Origin of the sequence: Litorilituus lipolyticus, assembly GCF_006439335.1 — a bacterium.
GTDB lineage: Bacteria > Pseudomonadota > Gammaproteobacteria > Enterobacterales > Alteromonadaceae > Colwellia > Colwellia lipolytica.
Map to the genome: position 1 here is coordinate 356 of NZ_SAWY01000036.1, position 17,932 is coordinate 18,287.

General features: G+C 38.4%; 18 protein-coding genes. 9 read left to right on the top strand and 9 right to left on the bottom strand.

Features of this window, described 5'->3' with window-relative positions:
• Positions 1-422 precede the first annotated feature (422 nt).
• A complete protein-coding gene (locus EPA86_RS13500) occupies positions 423-962 on the top strand; it encodes a gamma carbonic anhydrase family protein (RefSeq protein ID WP_140604466.1) in 540 nt (179 codons plus the stop codon).
• On the opposite strand, the gene EPA86_RS13505 is transcribed toward EPA86_RS13500, so the two are convergent.
• The 3 genes from EPA86_RS13505 to EPA86_RS13515 form a co-directional block, all read right to left on the bottom strand.
• Positions 963-1,196: a hypothetical protein gene (locus EPA86_RS13505; RefSeq protein WP_140604468.1), complete on the bottom strand. Its 234-nt coding sequence runs from the start codon at positions 1,194-1,196 to the stop codon at positions 963-965.
• An 8-nt stretch (positions 1,197-1,204) separates the two neighbouring features.
• On the bottom strand, positions 1,205-2,035 hold the full coding sequence (aroE, locus tag EPA86_RS13510; RefSeq protein ID WP_140604470.1) for a shikimate dehydrogenase: 831 nt from the start codon (positions 2,033-2,035) through the stop codon (positions 1,205-1,207).
• Positions 2,036-2,194: 159 nt separating this feature from the next.
• Entirely contained in the window at positions 2,195-2,902 is a 708-nt protein-coding gene (locus EPA86_RS13515) for an OmpW/AlkL family protein (protein WP_140604472.1), read from the bottom strand.
• Between the two features lie 286 nt (positions 2,903-3,188).
• On the opposite strand from EPA86_RS13515, the gene EPA86_RS13520 reads away from it, so the two are divergent.
• On the top strand, positions 3,189-3,629 hold the full coding sequence (locus tag EPA86_RS13520) for a group II truncated hemoglobin (protein ID WP_140604474.1): 441 nt from the start codon (positions 3,189-3,191) through the stop codon (positions 3,627-3,629).
• Here EPA86_RS13520 and hemF read toward each other — a convergent pair whose 3' ends face one another.
• Positions 3,630-4,547 (bottom strand): oxygen-dependent coproporphyrinogen oxidase, encoded by a 918-nt coding sequence (hemF, locus tag EPA86_RS13525; protein ID WP_140604476.1) that lies wholly within the window; start codon positions 4,545-4,547, stop codon positions 3,630-3,632.
• Positions 4,544-5,101: an L-threonylcarbamoyladenylate synthase type 1 TsaC gene (gene tsaC / locus EPA86_RS13530; RefSeq protein ID WP_140604478.1), complete on the bottom strand. Its 558-nt coding sequence runs from the start codon at positions 5,099-5,101 to the stop codon at positions 4,544-4,546. Before tsaC ends, hemF begins: the two co-directional genes overlap by 4 nt.
• Before the next feature lie 194 nt (positions 5,102-5,295).
• Between tsaC and purE the strand changes: the two genes are divergently transcribed.
• Positions 5,296-5,778 carry a 5-(carboxyamino)imidazole ribonucleotide mutase gene (gene purE / locus EPA86_RS13535; RefSeq protein ID WP_140604480.1) on the top strand — a complete coding sequence of 161 codons (483 nt, stop codon included), beginning with the start codon at positions 5,296-5,298 and terminating at the stop codon, positions 5,776-5,778.
• Positions 5,779-5,786: 8 nt separating this feature from the next.
• Entirely contained in the window at positions 5,787-6,935 is a 1,149-nt protein-coding gene (locus EPA86_RS13540; protein ID WP_140604482.1) for a 5-(carboxyamino)imidazole ribonucleotide synthase, read from the top strand.
• 48 nt (positions 6,936-6,983) lie between these two features.
• Here the strand turns inward: EPA86_RS13540 and EPA86_RS13545 are convergent, their stop codons facing one another.
• The 4 genes from EPA86_RS13545 to EPA86_RS13560 all read right to left on the bottom strand — a co-directional run bounded on the left by EPA86_RS13545 (position 6,984) and on the right by EPA86_RS13560 (position 10,502).
• Entirely contained in the window at positions 6,984-7,544 is a 561-nt protein-coding gene (locus EPA86_RS13545; protein WP_140604484.1) for a DNA topoisomerase family protein, read from the bottom strand.
• Between the two features lie 114 nt (positions 7,545-7,658).
• Complete coding sequence (locus EPA86_RS13550; protein ID WP_140604486.1) at positions 7,659-8,132, bottom strand: DUF494 family protein; 474 nt, start codon at positions 8,130-8,132, stop codon at positions 7,659-7,661.
• Positions 8,133-8,141: 9 nt separating this feature from the next.
• Positions 8,142-9,287: a DNA-processing protein DprA gene (dprA, locus tag EPA86_RS13555; RefSeq protein ID WP_140604488.1), complete on the bottom strand. Its 1,146-nt coding sequence runs from the start codon at positions 9,285-9,287 to the stop codon at positions 8,142-8,144.
• A gap of 69 nt (positions 9,288-9,356) precedes the next feature.
• Positions 9,357-10,502, bottom strand: coding sequence for a LysM peptidoglycan-binding domain-containing protein (locus EPA86_RS13560; RefSeq protein WP_140604490.1), 1,146 nt, complete (start codon positions 10,500-10,502; stop codon positions 9,357-9,359).
• Positions 10,503-10,617: 115 nt separating this feature from the next.
• Between EPA86_RS13560 and def the strand changes: the two genes are divergently transcribed.
• The 5 genes from def (at position 10,618) to EPA86_RS13585 (ending at position 17,873) form a co-directional block, all read left to right on the top strand.
• Positions 10,618-11,133, top strand: coding sequence for a peptide deformylase (def, locus tag EPA86_RS13565; protein WP_140604492.1), 516 nt, complete (start codon positions 10,618-10,620; stop codon positions 11,131-11,133).
• Positions 11,134-11,165: 32 nt separating this feature from the next.
• On the top strand, positions 11,166-12,149 hold the full coding sequence (gene fmt / locus EPA86_RS13570) for a methionyl-tRNA formyltransferase (RefSeq protein ID WP_140604494.1): 984 nt from the start codon (positions 11,166-11,168) through the stop codon (positions 12,147-12,149).
• 7 nt (positions 12,150-12,156) lie between these two features.
• Positions 12,157-13,455, top strand: a complete 1,299-nt coding sequence (rsmB, locus tag EPA86_RS13575; protein ID WP_140604496.1) for a 16S rRNA (cytosine(967)-C(5))-methyltransferase RsmB — start codon at positions 12,157-12,159, stop codon at positions 13,453-13,455.
• A 45-nt stretch (positions 13,456-13,500) separates the two neighbouring features.
• Positions 13,501-14,877, top strand: a complete 1,377-nt coding sequence (gene trkA, locus EPA86_RS13580; protein ID WP_140604498.1) for a Trk system potassium transporter TrkA — start codon at positions 13,501-13,503, stop codon at positions 14,875-14,877.
• A gap of 104 nt (positions 14,878-14,981) precedes the next feature.
• Positions 14,982-17,873, top strand: a complete 2,892-nt coding sequence (locus EPA86_RS13585) for a TolB family protein (protein WP_140604500.1) — start codon at positions 14,982-14,984, stop codon at positions 17,871-17,873.
• The last annotated feature ends 59 nt before the right edge of the window (positions 17,874-17,932 follow it).

Here is a 17,932-nt window from a genome sequence, read left to right on the forward strand (position 1 = left end):
AATTTATTTTTTAACTCACTTTTTAACGTTAACTGGGTTAAATGTTTCTTAATCAAATCACTTAACTTGTCAAAACAGACCTTTCATCTTCTTGATACGGCCTACTCTGTATTTCCTATACAAACCTTCCTGAGTTGCCCCGTGGAAGTGGATGCGCATTCTAGAGACTTTTAATTTAAGGTCAACCATTATTTTCATTTTTTATAGTTTTTTTGTTCGTTCGCACGATATTCGTACAGCCCTTGTGTTTTCTGGTGTTTTATTCACTTGTTTTCGTTCTATTTATCTACATTTCTCGTTTTACATAAATTTTCTATTTATTACGCGCTCACCAATTTTACTGTTATTGATGATCATTTTTGTCTAATTTATGGTATTTTACTTATCAAACATTTTTATTTTATATGTATTAAGGTGTATTGATGACTGTTAGTAACCTTCGACCCTATCAGGGAATATTACCTAGTATTGGTGATTCTTGTTATATTGATGAATCAGCTGTCATTGTTGGTGATGTGTCATTAGCCAAGGATGTGAGTATTTGGCCTTTAGTTGCAGCTAGGGGCGACGTGAATATAATCACTATAGGTGCAAGATCAAATATTCAAGATGGTACTGTTTTACATGTTACACGTAAAAGTAACAATAACCCTCTTGGCAACCCCTTAATAATCGGCGAAGACGTAACCGTTGGCCATAAGTGTATGCTACATGGTTGCACTCTAGGTAATCGAATTCTAGTTGGAATGGGCGCTATCATTATGGATGGTGTCACTGTTGAGGATGATGTATTCATTGGAGCTGGTAGCCTAGTCCCACCAAATAAAACACTGGAGAGTGGCTTTTTATATGTTGGTAATCCTGTCAAACAAGCCAGAAAACTCAAACAAAGTGAAAGTGAATTTTTAAAACAGTCTGCCGATAATTACGTTGAGCTAAAAAACGACTACCTCAATCAGTAACTATGAAATGTTTATATGAATGATATTGCCTTCAATATCATTCTTTTCTAGCCAAAGTTCTGCGACTTCTTCTAAATCATACTTAGTACAGGTATCAATTGTAGTTAGCTGCTTCAATTCAAATGAATGATAAAAGATAGTTACAAGTTGACCACAGTGTTGTGCGGTTATACTCCATGCATCTTCTTCTTTGTTAAATGATAAATCATCATTAAATAGAAAAGCTTGATTCATAATAGTTCCTACAATGCAGTGCTCATTTCTGCTCTTAGGGTTTTAAGAACACTTTCGACATCAGGATTCACTTTTCGCCAAATGTTAAAGCTTTCAGCGGCCTGCCCTACAAGCATACCTAAGCCATCAATTACCTTAGCAGCACCTTGTTGCTCTGCCCATTGTAAGAACGGGGTGAGAGTTGCGCCATAAACCATATCATAACAAACCGTACTGTCCGTGATGTTTGAGCTAGGTATTGCAGGAAATTGTCCAGACAAACTTGCTGATGTCGCATTAATAATTATATCAAACCTACCATCCTGTAAGTTATCAAAGCCGCAGGCATGTAATTTTTTATCACTAAAGCTATCAAATTGATGACATATTTTCTCCGCTTTAGACACTGTTCGGTTGGCAATGACGACCCTTACTGGCTCTTGCTCTAGAATAGGTAAAATAACACCTTTTGCTGCCCCACCTGCTCCTAATATTAGTATGTTACTGCTTTTTAATACAACATTGTGCCTTAATAGATCTTGCACCAAACCTATACCATCAGTATTGTCACCATATATTTTCCCATCAATGTAGCTCAATGTATTTACCGCTTCAGCAAGCTTTGCACGATCAGTTAATTTGTCTGATAACAACAGTGCCTGTTCTTTAAAAGGAGCAGTAACATTAGCTCCCTTTCCACCTTGCGCGAAGAATGCTTTAACGTCATTCTCAAATTGATCAACTTGTGAAAGTTGTCGGTCATATTCAATTAGTTGATTAGTGCTATCGGCAAACGCTCTATGAATATTGGGCGATCGAGACTGCTTTATCGGGTTACCAAAAACGAGGTATTTATCCATAATATTTAGGTAGTAGCTGAGAATAGGTTAATGCTAATAGATATATTGTTAGATGCAAACAAAAAAGCAGTAACACTTTGGAATATGTTACTGCTTTATTTACTTATTAGTAAGGACTGTAGAAACTGCTCTAAAGATCAACAAGCCCATTCATGTTAATTAAAACTTGTAACCGAGCATAATTGAATAAACCATAGGGTCAACATCAATACTTGCACTACCGTTTCCTGCTAAACCAACATTGTGTGGGTCTTCTAAGTCAAATGTTGCTTCAGTACCAATATCAATATAGCGAGCAGAAACATTAACAGACCAATTTTTATTTAACTCATAGTCAGCACCAACTTGAAACGATAAACCAAAAGAACTATCTAATTCTAAGTTTTTAAAGCCTACAGAAGCTGGTGTAGCAGTAAATTCTTCATCAAAAAATACTGTATAGTTAATACCTGCACCTACATATGGTTTGAAAGCACTGCCAGTGTCAAAATAATAAAGCGCGCTTAGTGTCGGAGGTAAATGCGTTACTTCTGCTAATATAGCGCCATCTAGGTTTGCGCCATAAACAGCCTCGGTAACACCTTGTGGATCATGTAGAACAACATCATGGGTAAATGGTGTTGCAGCAAGTAACTCAACAGCCCAGTTGCTGTCAAAGAAATAAACAACATTTAAGCCAAGCTGAGTATTATCGTCAACTGAGATTGATAATGGTGTCATGGTTCCATCAAGCGCTACACCCGCTTTTGATGAATCAGGACTTATCATCGTAGCACCGCCGCGCACTAGAATATCACCAGCTTGGTTAGCTAACGTAGTAAAAGAAAAAGAAGAAAGTAATGCTATTGCTAATAAAGATTTTTTCATGATTTTAATTCCTTGTTAAAATTGTGGGTATATTATGCCTACAAGCAAAGAATTTTTTGATCTAGATCAAGCTTTTTGAGCTGATATTTCTTTACGAAGATTAACTTGATTTTGATCAAGTAATTACTCTAATTTTGTTGTTGTTTCCTGCTTAAACAACAACTTATTGTGACATTAATCACATTTCATTTGTGGCCGAGGGTGTTGCTTTTAATAAACCATCCTTATACGGTGCAAAGTAAATTTAGTTATAATGTGGTAAACACTTAAATACTTTCATCTTAAAATGTTAAAACAAATAAAACGATTGCTCCCCAGTAAAAGTAACTCTAAAGAACTCTTAGAAAAACTTGAGCAAACGCTTTATCAAAAAATAGGAGGGGAAAAAGGAACACTCGCACTCTCCAACGCCTTTTATGACGAAATGGAGAAAAATATACATCTGCGTGAATTGCTCGCAATACATAAACAACCTTTAGACGGCATTAGAATAAAATTTTTTGAATTTCTTTCTGGGTGGCTCGGTGGCCCAGGCCTTTATGTAGAAAAGTACGGACATCCTCAACTAAGAGCAAGACATATGCCTTTTAAGGTCACCAAGAAGCAAAGTAGCTTGTGGATGTTATGCATGAATAATGCGTTAAATAATACGGTTGAAGATGAGCGGGTAAAAACACAAATGCGACAAGCTTTTGCTAAGCTTGCCGTACACATGGTGAATTGTTGATTATTGTACAGATAACCAGTTTTGTGGTGTTAAGTATCGCTCATATAGCAGTGCTTCCGGTGAATGAGCTTGAGGTTGATAGTTATACTCCCACCTTGCTAGTGGTGGCATCGACATTAATATCGACTCTGTTCGACCACCAGATTGTAAGCCAAATAAAGTTCCTCGATCAAAAACTAAATTAAATTCAACATAACGACCTCGGCGGTATAATTGAAACTGTCGTTGATGATCAGTAAAAGGGGTATTTTTTCGCTTATTAATTATCGGCACATAAGCATCGATGAAACCTTGACCAACAGACTTAATATAATCAAAGCATTTGGTAAAATCCCATTGATTTAAGTCATCAAAGAATAATCCCCCAACCCCGCGAGTTTCATTGCGGTGCTTTAAGTAAAAATAATCATCACACCATTTCTTATGTTCAGCATAGACGTTATCTCCAAATGGTTTACAGAGATCAAAAGCAGTCTGATGCCAATGGACTACATCTTCTTCTACGGGATAAAAAGGTGTTAAATCAAAACCTCCGCCAAACCACCAAACAGGTTCTTCACCTTCTTTTTCAGCAACAAAGAAACGAACATTGGCATGTGAAGTCGGTATGTGTGGGTTTTTAGGGTGAATAACCAATGACACTCCGCAGGCTTGCCATGATCGACCTGCTAACTCAGGCCTATGAGCCGTTGCCGAAGGAGGTAATTTATTACCTGACACTCTCGAAAAATTGACTCCACCTTGTTCAATAACCGTACCATTGGTCAGAACACGCGTACGGCCACCACCACCTTCAGCACGTTGCCAATTATCTTCAACAAATTGACCGCTGCCATCAGCAACTTCTAATGCATCACAGATGTTATCTTGTAATGATTTTAAAAAATCTATTACTGTATCTATATTGACTTCATTCATGAGCGAAATGTTTCTCCTGTTAATGCATCGATAATGGTTGATGGTTGAGTAAAACCTAAAGTGTTACCTTTAATGATAAAGTCCACGTTTGAAGAGAGTGCCAAATTTTGCTCTACAGCTTGCCATGTCTTTGCTGGCTCTTCACCTGTTAAATTAGCACTGGTTGATACAATAGGTCTATTCGTTTGCTTACATAAAGCAACAACATCTGGCTGATCAGTCACCCGAACAGCAATAGTATCAAAACGACCCGATAACCAAGCTGGCGTCTGCTTATTTTTTGGAACGACTTGGGTTATACCATTAGGCCAACGAGATAACACCTGAAAGCGTTTGTCTTGAGGGATCAAGCTATCTTCAATATAAGGCAACAACTGTGAGTAATTAGCCGCTAATAAAATTAACCCCTTTTCAATCGGGCGCTTTTTTATTGCTAAGAGCTTTTCTACTGCTGCCTTATTATCTGGATCACAACCTAAACCAAATACAGCTTCTGTAGGATAGGCAATAATGCCTCCATCAAAAAAAACATCAACAGCAGTGGAATTATTCACAAATTTCTCTTATCACTAATTTCAAAGCATATATATTAGCAAAAGCAATAAATTCACGTCTAACTTTACTGAATATTCATTGAAAAAAACTTCATCATTCCGTATTGCGCGAAACAAGGTTATAATTACCAGCTTTCTTATTAACCTTGTTCACAAATAATAGCTGAACTTTATTTTTCAAAGGGCATAAATTCATGACAGTGGGTATTATCATGGGGTCAAAATCAGATTGGCCAACAATGCAGCATGCAGCAGAAATGCTTGATTCATTAGGTGTATCTTATGAAACAAAAGTTGTTTCTGCACACCGTACTCCTCACTTACTTGCTGAATATGCTGAAAGTGCAAAAGATAGAGGCATAAAAGTCATTATTGGCGGTGCAGGCGGCGCAGCTCATTTACCAGGAATGACAGCAGCATACACGAGCTTACCCGTTTTAGGTGTTCCAGTGCAATCTAAAGCACTTAGTGGTCAAGACTCTCTCTTATCCATTGTGCAAATGCCAAAAGGCATTGCTGTTGGTACTTTAGCCATAGGTACGGCCGGCGCAGCCAATGCAGGCTTACTAGCCGCGCAAATCATTGGTACTTTTGATGAACAAGTACAAAAAAATGTTGAAGAGTTTAGAAGCAAACAAACTCAAACGATTTTAGATAACCCTAATCCAGCAGAATAGATACACTAATGAAAAAAGTTCTAGTACTTGGTGCCGGTCAATTAGCTCGTATGATGGAGCTAGCAGGAACACCATTAAACCTTGATGTTAAAGCATTCGACGTTAGAAGTCTTAAGGTCGTACAACCGATAAGCCCAGAACATGAGTATGGGAATTTAGCGCAAGGTATTGCTAACGCTGATGTGATAACTGCTGAGTTTGAACATGTTGCTCATGACACGCTAAGCGAGTGTGAAGCTTCAAGCAAACTTTACCCTAGCAGTAACGCTATCAAAATTGGTGGTGACAGACGACTAGAAAAATCACTTTTAGAGTCATGTCAGGCAGCAAATGCTAAGCACTACTTTGTCAATAACAAAGCGGATTTTGACCAAGCCATTTCAGCATTGTCATTGCCTATTATTTTTAAAAGTGCACTAGAAGGTTATGACGGTAAAGGACAATGGCGTTTAAAAACTCCAGAAGATGCTGAGGCTGTTTGGTTAGATATGGCTAAGTTTTTAGCTGATGCTAAAGACACCCAAAGCATTGTAGCCGAACAAATGGTACCATTTGATCGCGAAGTATCTTTGGTTGGTGTTCGCAGAAAAAATGGTGATATAGCTGTATATCCTCTTACAGAAAACCACCATACCCAAGGTATATTAAGTGTTTCTGTTGCTGCGCCTGTAAATGAAACGCTGCAAAAGCAAGCAGGTGAGGTATTTAAAGCACTCACTGAAGAACTTAACTACGTTGGTGTTTTAGCTATAGAGTTCTTCCAAGTAGGCGAAACATTATTAGTGAATGAAATAGCACCACGCGTCCATAATTCAGGTCATTGGACTCAACAAGGCGCGGATACTTGTCAATTTGAAAACCATTTACGAGCAATCTGTGATCTGCCACTAGGTAGTACCTCGCTGGTTCGTCCGACCGCAATGATCAACATCATTGGAGAAGATGAAGTTTCAAATGACGTACTTGCTATTCCTAGTGTTACTATACACTGGTATAACAAAGGTAAACGAGCAGGACGTAAAATGGGTCACATTAATGTGAGTGGTGAAAGTGAATTAATTTTAGCTCAACGTTTAGTCCAGCTAGCAACGCTATTACCCGCCTCCGCTTTTCCTGATTTAGCGGAGTTTGCACAAAGCTATCTCGCCAATAAGTAATAATAAATAGGTTCAAATACAAAAAAAGACGCCAATATGCGTCTTTTTTTATGCTGACTGCATTGCTGAACATTTTTTATTAGCACATTGATATTTAATGCCAGCTGCCATATTTCTTTTCAGTAACAATGGAAAACTACATTTCTGACAAACACCTTTAACAGGTTCAAAGTTCACAATAAACTTGCACTTAGGATAAGCATCACACGAATAGAATTTTTTTCCATAGCGACTAGTCTTTTCCTTTAAGGCTCCCTTATGGCAACTTGGGCACGGGATCTCTATTAGCTGTTTTTCTTCTTCGTGCTCAATATAGTCGCACTCAGGAAAGTTGCTACAGCCAATAAACATACCATAACGTCCCTGCTTAACTGCTAAATTATGGTTGCATTTAGGGCACTCTGAACCTGGTAATATTTTATCTTCAACACGTTCGTGCTCAACAACTGGTCGGGTATATTGACAATTAGGATAATTGGCACAACCAAAGAAAGAGCCACTTTTTCCATGCTTTATAGTTAGCTCTGAACCACATTCAGGGCACACTTGGTACTCTTTTTCTAAAGCATGCTCATGATGAGAAAATAATGGTTTATCAGATTTTGACATGATCGCAATTATTGGTGACTGATTTCAAGGTTGCCATTATGCCATAATTGTCGATTAAACAATATGGTCTTCACTCACTGGCCATTAAAACAAACCAATGAGTGAATTATAGAGTTAATGCAAAGGTCCTTCTTGCTCTTCAAAGATTAAATCTTCCATTTGAGAATATGCGCACTCTTTACCTGGTACGTTAAAAAGCACCATCAGAATAACCCATTTTAAATCGTCCATAGAGAAGTACTTAGTATCAAGCTCCATAACACGATCTATCACCATTTCTCGTGTAGAAAAGTCTAAGACATTTACTTGCTCTAAAAACAACAGAAAGCCTCTACTTTGCGTATCAAGTAATTGCATTTCTTCAGCGGTGTATATACGAACTGATGTGCTCGCTACACGCGTTAAGTAAGGATAAGCATCGGTGTCTTGTAGAGCGGCTAATTTTTCAAGCCAATTTAGCGCTTTATAGATTTCATCTTGATGAAACCCCGCTCTAGTCAGTTCGTCAGTAAGTACATCATGATCAACCATCACTTCGGCTTCACTATGAATATAATTTTCAAAAAGATACATCAAGATATCAAACATAACTAGCCCCTATTTAACTCTAAGATAGCCTCCGGGTACCGCAGATACCAGACCACTAAGTTCAAGCACGGTTAATCGAGTGAGCACTTCCTCTATGGGAAGTTTACTTCGGGAAACTACTCTGTCTACGGGAGTGATTTCAAATCCCACACTAGCCAACAATGCATCTTTGCACAAGTCCTTTTGCGGATTTTTTTTCTGTTCTATGTTATTTGTTTTCTGTTGAGGTTTTTGCTGATCTTGTCTTTCTACTTCTAAGTGTAGACCAGAAATATCAACAGGGTTTAACTCTTCCACTATATCGGCAAAACTTTCAACAAGTTTAGCCCCTTGTTTAATTAACCAATGACACCCTTTTGCTTGCGCATTGTTAATACTACTTGGAATAGCAAAGACTTCTCTATTGTGCTCTATTGCACAGCGAGCTGTAATAAGAGAGCCACTTTTAATCGTTGCTTCAACAACCAAAACACCTAAACTTAAACCACTGATAATGCGATTTCTTTTCGGAAAATGCCCTGCTCTTGCTTGAGTTCCAGGAAGAAACTCACTAATAATAGCACCCTGTTTCTTAAGAATATCCTGAGCGAGTTTTTTGTGACGGCTTGGATAAATACTATCAAGGCCTGTTGCCACAACGGCAATAGTCGCTTCACTTACTGATAAAGTACCTTTATGAGCTGCAGCATCAACTCCTAAAGCTAAACCACTTGTGACAACAAAATGACTTTGGCTTAACTCTTGTGCTATAGCAAAACTCACTTCTCTCGCTTCTATACTCGCGTTTCTACTACCAACGATGGCAAGCTGTGGCCTATTTAATAATTTTTTATTACCTTGAATAAATAAAACGAGTGGAGGGTCATATATTTGTTTTAGTAATTGAGGATAACAGTCATCTTCAAAAGGAATAAGTTCACTACTGCATTGAATGCTTTGCTCAATTACTGCATTAATTTTTTGCCAATCAGGCGCTTCAAATGCAGCTAACTGCTTTGCTGTTAGTCCATGAGATGATGTTAAAATCGAGCGTGACTGTTTTGTAGTGAATAATGGCTTTATACCAAACTCTTCAACTAGTGCAATCTTTTTGTGAACAGCCAACCTAGGTACAAATTTTAAGGCTAGCCATAGAGGTAAATTATTTGCTTGCACTTGTCTTCTCCCTAAGAACAAGTTTAGCTAAAAAAGCTGGCAGATTATCTGCCAGCTTTATAGAGGTATTTATGGAGCGGTAATAAGATCGTTTAATCTTGCAGGCTTTTCTGTGCGTAAAATAAGCGCCATACTTACTTGTGGATACACTTTAAAGACCATAAGTTCACCGAGTGTTTCTTCTGGCATTTTATACTCTGTCTCTTCATCGCTTACAACACGGTTCCAGCGAGGCGCCTCTATTTTATAAACAGGTCCTTTATCTGTTTTTAATACTGCAGGGCTTGGACGCTTTATTGCCATAACATCACCTAAGGCTACATTATGGTCAGTACCTTTATTTAGCATGACAACTTCTAGCTTACCAAATTCTCGACCATCACTTGCTGCTTTAATAATTGCGCCTCGAAGTGACTCATCAGCCGCTTTCATGGTAAATACAGAAGGGAATAATTGACCTTCATGAACAGGCACAACATAATCACCACTATGAATTTCACGCTTCGCTGTAGTAACTTTTAACGTTGAAGGCTCATTATTAGCCATATTACCCGTGCGTAATGCTTGTGCTGTACCAACTAAGTTAACGTAATAACCAAGTGACTCTTCTGTTTCAGGGTCGAATAACTCTTCGCCTTTATCATAAATAGCGTAAGTTTTAGCTAATTCAACATCACGATTAACATACACTTTAAAGCCATCTACACTCATTCTGTAGCCTTCATCACTACCCACAATATGAGGTAATTCTGCGAGTTCTTCTCCGGTAAAAAAGTGATCGTATCTTAAGAAAGGCGCTACAGTTTCAAGTGGTAATAAACTAATCGCTGAATCATTTTTATCTTCTTGACGAATTTTCGGGGACCATTTAAAGCTTGGTTTTTCTTTAACCTGCTGAACTTCCTCTATAGGAGTTATAGTCTTTTCACCATCATCTTCAGCAATAACTAAAACAGGATCACCATTTTCATCTTGGGTTAACCTTAAGACATCACCTGGGTAAATTAGATGAGGGTTATTCACCTCAGGATTTAACTTCCAAAGCTTAGGCCAAAGCCAGGGTTGCTCTAGAAATACCGATGAGATATCCCAAAGGGTATCGCCCTTTTCAACAACATAAGTTTTAGGAGCATCTTCATTAAGGGTAAGTTGATCTGCCAGTGTGATCAAAGGGTAACTGAGTACTGATAGCGTTAGTATTATTTTTTTAAGCATAGAGCTCATTCCTTTTTAATGCTTTTACTGTAAAGCACTATGATTAATGTAATTTAATGGCTAAAATTAGAACATAACACTCTAGATGAATTATCGCTAATTCTTTTAACAAAATATGACTATTTTAACCGTTTTACGTTTTCCTGATCCGCGCTTACGCACAAAAGCACAACCTGTAACTGAAATAACTGAAGCTACAGCCACTATTATAGACGATATGTTGGCAACAATGTATGAAGAAAAAGGTGTTGGTCTTGCGGCAACACAAGTAGATATTCACCAGCGCATTGTTGTTATGGACACCTCTGAAGAAAGTAACTCGCCAGTTGTCTTAATTAACCCGGAAATTATAGCTAAAAGTAATGAGAAACTAATCAATGAGGAAGGTTGTTTATCAGTGCCTGGCACATATGCCAAAGTAGATAGACATGAAGCATGTACAGTAAAAGCGCAAGATGGATCAGGTAAGGAATTCACAATTAATGCCACGGGTTTACAAAGTATTTGTATTCAGCATGAAATAGACCACCTTAATGGGGTGTTATTTGTTGATTACCTTTCACCACTTAAGCGTCAGCGCATTAAAACAAAGCTTGAAAAAGAAGCACGTTTAAACAGAGCAAACTCGTAAGTTAGTACTTACAATATTATTAGGAAAATACCTTGTCTACACCATTGAATATTATTTTTGCTGGCACACCTGATTTTGCCGCTCAACATTTGGCTGCATTAATTAACAGTCACCACAATATAGTTGCTGTTTACTGCCCTCCTGATAAACCTGCAGGACGTGGGAAAAAATTAACCGCTTGTGCGACAAAACTGTTAGCAACTGAACATAACTTACCTGTTGAACAACCAAAAAATTTTAAAGAGCTTTCGGCTCAGCAAACGTTAGCAGGTTATAACGCAGATATTATGGTGGTAGTGGCCTATGGCTTATTGTTACCAGAAGTTATTTTATCAACGCCAAAGTTAGGTTGTATTAATGTGCATGGCTCATTATTACCCAAATGGCGAGGTGCAGCACCAATTCAACGTTCTTTAGAAGCCGGAGATATTGAAACTGGCGTTACCATAATGCAAATGGACAAAGGGCTAGATACGGGCGATATGATTTTAAAATCAACCTGCAACATTAGCGAGAACGATACTAGCGCCAGCCTTTATGAAAAACTCGCTCAACTTGGCCCGAAAGCACTACTAGAAACACTTGATATTATGGCAGCGCCAAGTTTTGATGCGATAAAACACAATACGGTTCAAGATAATGTACAAGCAACCTATGCACACAAGCTTGATAAAGCTGAAGCAGAGTTGGACTGGCAGCTTGATGCAGCGACACTTAATCGTAAAATACGTGCCTATATTCCATGGCCAGTAGCCCAGTTCACTTTTACGGAAGAAAATGAAAAACAGCACAGGATTCGTGTATGGTCAGCAGCAGCAGAACAATACTCAGGCAAAGAAACTGCTGGCACAATACTCAGTGCAGATAAAGCAGGGATTCTTGTCGCCACCAATAACTCGGCTATTCGTTTACTGAAACTACAGTTACCGGGCAAGAAGCCACTAACAGTAGCGGAACTATTAAATGGCCGTAGTGAATGGTTCCAAGTTGGTAATAACATTAATGGCTTAATCTAGGTAAACAATGTCAAAGAATATTAGAGCATTAGCAGCAAAGTGTTGTTACAGCGTCATTGATCAAGGCCGTAGCCTTAGTGATGAATTACCAAAACAACAAGACAAACTCGAAGGTAAAGACAAAGGTCTGTTACAAGAAATATGCTACGGCGTACTTCGCTACCTTCCTGAGTTAGAACATGACGTTAGGCAATTAATGGAAAAACCTCTCACGGGTAAACAACGGGTTTTCCATTTCCTATTAATTGTTGGTGTCTATCAAATAAAATATATGCGAATACCTGATCACGCCGCTGTTAGTGAAACAGTTGCAGCTACCAGTGTATTAAAAAACCGACACATGAAAGCACTAGTTAATGGTGTATTACGTAATTTTGTTAGGCAACAGAGTGCAGAAAAACCAGACAATTCAGCATTAGCTGATGCGGTAAATTTTAACCATCCCGGTTGGTTTATTAAAAAACTAAAGCTTGGCTACCCTAAACAGTGGCAAAGTATTTTATCTGCCAACCAAGTAAAGCCACCAATGTGGTTACGTGTTAATCAACAAGTCAAAACGCCTGAAAACTATCTGAGTTTATTGGCTGATAGTGATATAGCTGTTAAAACTATCGACCCTCTCTCTCATGCCATTGAATTAGCTCGACCCATTGATGTGCTAAAATTACCTGGTTTTAACGAGGGTTGGGTTTCTGTACAAGATGCTGCGGCACAACAGGCGGCTAGATTATTAGACTGTAAAACTGACGATGTTGTTCTAGATTGTTGCGCAGCACCTGGTGGCAAAACATGTCATGTGCTTGAAACAACACCCAATATCGCTTCAATGACCGCCATTGATATTGAAGAAGCAAGGCTAGAACGAGTCAAAGAAAACCTAACAAGATTGAAACTAAATGCTAACGTAATTACTGCTGATGCAGCCAATCCGAATGCGTGGTGGGATGGACAGTTATATGATCGTATATTGCTAGATGCACCTTGTTCTGGTACAGGCGTTATTCGACGCCATCCTGACATTAAGTGGTTAAGAAAATCGAGCGATATTGATGCTTTAGTTGTTTTGCAGCAACAAATACTAAAAAGCATATGGTCACTTTTAAAGCCTGGTGGTACTTTACTCTATGCTACTTGTAGTATATTACCTGAAGAAAACAGCCAGCAAATAGCTAAATTCATTCAAGACAATACTGATGCGCAATTAATCGCTATTACCGATGAAGAAGATGATATCGGCTGGCAGTTATTACCAGATGATAAAAATATGGATGGTTTTTATTACGCTAAGCTGATAAAAAAACAATAACTCGGCAAAGTTTTTGCTCCATTTAAACGAGAACAATAAAAACAAATGAAAATTATCATAGTAGGTGCTGGTCAAGTTGGCGGCACATTAGCCGAAAATCTAGTAGGTGAAAACAATGACATTTCGGTTGTTGATATTGACGCCGAAAAGTTACGTAACCTGCAAGATAAAATGGATTTGCAAGTTGTCGCTGGTCAAGGTTATTACCCCGACGTATTAAAAAATGCCGGCGGCGAAGATGCTGATATGGTGATAGCAGTTACTAGTGACGATGCAACCAACATGATCACTTGTCAAATTTGCTCTTCATTATTTAATACTCACAAGAAAATAGCGCGAATACGCTCCAACCAAGTATTAAAGTATTCTGACGAGTTATTTCATAAAAAAGAAATCCCTGTTGACCATATCATCGCACCTGAACAATTAGTTACTCGTGATATTGCGCGTCTTATTGATTACCCGGGTGCACTGCAAGTTCTTGAGTTTGCTCAAGGTAAAGTCAGCTTAGTTGCGGTAAAAGCTTATTATGGAGGTCTGCTCGTCGGTCACGCTCTATCCACCTTAAAAGATCACATACCTAATGTTGATACACGGGTGGCAGCTATTTATCGAAATGGTAAACCTATCAGACCTCTTGGCACAACGGTAATCGAAGCAGATGACGAAGTATTCTTTATTGCCGCAAGTATTCATATACGTGCAGTAATGAATGAATTACAAAAACTAGAACCCGCCTACAAGCGTATTATGATAGCGGGCGGTGGTAATATTGGTGCCGGTTTAGCAAGAATATTAGAGAAAAATCATCAAGTAAAACTGATAGAGCGCTCAGCTAAGCGCGCAGAACAACTAACTTCTGAACTCAATGATACTTTAGTTTTTCAAGGTGACTCTTCCGATCAAGAGTTATTAAACGAAGAAGGCATTGATCAATTTGATGTTTTCATTGCGGTTACCAATGACGATGAAGCCAATATTATGTCCTCATTACTAGCCAAACGTTTAGGTGTTCGAAAAACTATGGTGCTTATTCAACGTGATGCATACATAGATCTCGTTCACGGCAGTACTATTGATATAGCAATTTCACCACAACAGGCCACAATCTCAGCACTGTTAACTCATGTGAGACGCGGCACTATAGATAATGTTTATAGCTTACGTGGTGGTGCCGCAGAGTCTATTGAAATTGTTGCCAAGGGTGATGAAAAATCATCAAAAGTAGTCGGTCGAGCAATTAAATCAATCAAGCTACCACCTGGTACAACGATTGGTGCCATTGTCCGTGGTAACGAAGTGCTAATTGCTCACTCAAACACCTTAATTAGAGAAGAAGATCACGTGATTTTATTTCTAGTGAATAAACGTTACATAACTGACGTTGAGAAACTCTTTCAAGTAAGTGCTATTTATTTTTAACACTTTTTAAATAAATTCTTACAGCTATTACCTTATTTTTAAGATGAATAGCTGTAATAATATCCCTTTAATCTCATGACAATTCATCATAAAAAGGGATGTTTATGCAATTTAGCAAAACCCTCAAAGCAATTAGTTTAGCTCTTTTTGCTAGCTCAAGTTATGCTCAAGCCGACCAATTAGACAACACAAAGAATTGGCAAACTTTCGAAACTGAGAACTTCCGCGTTCATTTTACTCCCGAATATGAAAAGTGGGCATTATCAAGTGCGCGCGAAATGGAAGCCGTTCGCACATTAGTAGAACAGCAACAAGGCAGAGTTTTATCAGAAAAAGTAGACGCCTATATCATTGACCCTCTTAATGCTGCCAATGGTTTTGCCGTACCATTAAGTCACAAACCATATATGGCTTTATTCGCAACACCACCAATGTCTGATAGTGTTATTTCAAACTCAACCGGTTGGCAACAGTTATTAGTGCTCCACGAGTATGTTCATTTAGTCCACCTTGCTCAGAAAAGTCGCTCAAATATCCGTAGTAAAATTGCGGGTTGGTATGATCTCTATGACGCCAGCCAAATTAAAGGGGAGCGTTGGGTAGCAGAAGGCTACGCAACCTTACTAGAATCTAAAATGACTGGCCGTGGCAGATTGTACAACAATTATGTTGAATCAATACTGCAGCAATTTGCCCGCCAAGGTGCCCTGCCCTCATACAGCCAACTTAGTAATATCAATAACGATTTTATGTCAGGCTCAATGGCGTACTTAGTCGGTGTTAGATACCTACAGTGGTTAGAAGAAAACTATGGTGAAGATACACTAGATGCCGTTTGGACCCGTTGGACAGCAGTAAAAAACCGTACATTTAATCAAGCATTTAATGGTGTTTTTCCTCAGTCCGCAAAAAGCTTATATCAACGTTTTATTGCAGAATATACTCATCAGGCACTACAAAAAGAAGCACACTATCCTGAGATAGATTCGAATCTCTGGCTGGATTTATCTGGCTATGTGAGTGCGCCAAGCATTAGTCCTAATGGCGAACATTTAGCTGTTGTCGAAAAAACACGTAATGATGAAGAGACAAAAGTGTCTCTTCACGTTTATAAAACCGAAGAAAATGCCGAAGCTAAAAAAGAATTTAATGAAGAAGTAGCTAAGATACTCAAAGATGACCCTAAGGATATTGCAGCAAAAGCACCCAAAGTTTTTAAGCGTAAGCAAGCCTATAGTTTACATCAAACCAATAGTCGGGGCATCAATGATCCGCGATGGCTTGATGATGACCATATAGTATACCGCTCTACCAGTTTATCGAGTGCCAACGAGTTTCACCAAGACTTATTTATATGGCAACTATCAAGCAATACCGTCACCCAATTAACCAGAGAGCAAAATCTAAGACGATTTGATATCGCGGATAATGGCCAAACAATTTACGCAGAACGAAACCGTTATGGTAAATCACAGTTAGTTAAACTATCGCTCAATACAAATAAAGAGGCGAGCATTGAGAGTGAATTAACAGCCGCAAGTTTGCACCATGTATATGATTTTCCGCGCATTAGCCCTGATCAACAACAACTTGCTTATCTTGTTAGCTCACTAAATAATAAATGGTCTTTAAAAATCAAAAACATCTTAACAGGTAAAATAGCAACCGTACCAGTACCTGAGAACTATCAGTTCTTGTCTTTTCCTGAGTGGGCAAAAGATGGTAAATCAATATTTTTCGTTGCAGGACTAGATCAGCAAACTAAGCTGTATCAATACGACTTTACCGTTAAAGAGCTATCATCCCTCACCTCAGGAGAACAACCAATCACTTGGCCAGTTTTTAAGGATGAAAATGAACTATTACACCTTGCCATAAATGACAATGGCCCTGACATTTATCAATTAGCCATCGATAACGCGAATAAAACCACCATAACAGATACAACTACCAATGCCTCTGTAACAAGTAGCTTAGCTTCTTCTTATAAACTAGAAGCTGCAGATATCATTGTGGATTCTTCTATTGGTGAGCAATCTAATTATGGTGTTGGACCTCAGCAAGGCACTATCACCCTAGGTGGAAACTTTTATTCTGCGAGTTCGACAATGCTTGAGTTGGGATATAAAAGTGGTGATGTACTTGGTCGTTTCGATTGGCAAGCTCATATTAGCCAAGACTTTTCGAGTAATATTCTTTCTGGCGGTTCTGCCAGTGTTCGTTGGCATGGCTGGCCAGTGAAGTTACTCGCTCATGGTTATCAATTTAAACTTAAAACTAACCAACAGTTTGAGGATGCAATTAATTTAGGTCACTTAAAAGAACGGGGTTTATTTTTTGAAGCCAGTTATCCCATGCAATTTGAGACATTAAAACTTAATGGCTTTGTTCAAGGAAAAGTTGCCAAAACGGCTAGTTTTGATAGTCACTATTTTTCAGTAGGCTTGCAACAAAGCTGGTCTTTAGATAAGCAAAACTGGGCTTTACATCAACAATTCAATACTACCTTTTTACAGGGTGAAGATGACTTCTCTCAGCAAATCTCTGATTCATCATACCAAGGTAATAATGGTGAATTTGACATGAACGCTCACTTTAAAGGTTATGGCCTAGGTGTCTCATATCTGTGGGCAAATCGTAGCAGTGAAGCAGGTAATATACTTTCTTTGGGCGGTTATTCAGCCTCTCTCATACAAGAGAAAGCTCATTTGAATAAATTATTAACACCTGAACTGGCTTTTTATAGCCAACAAGCCAACGACTATGAGCAAATGCAAGCATATATTCCGGTAAGTATTGGTAAGGTTTTTTATCGTCGTCATAAAATGGATAAACAAGAAGTTATAGATAGTTATGGCTTCACAGGAACCATTCATAACGACTTTGGTTTTACTGGCATAACGGATTTAGTCATTAATTACGGCGTTGCACAAGTAAACCCTGAAAATCAAAAGTCAGATACTCAAGGTTGGATTGGGATAAGCCACCAATTTTAATAAAATTAGTACTTTATGCTATCTTGTATATACAACACAACTTTACTTGTATATACAAG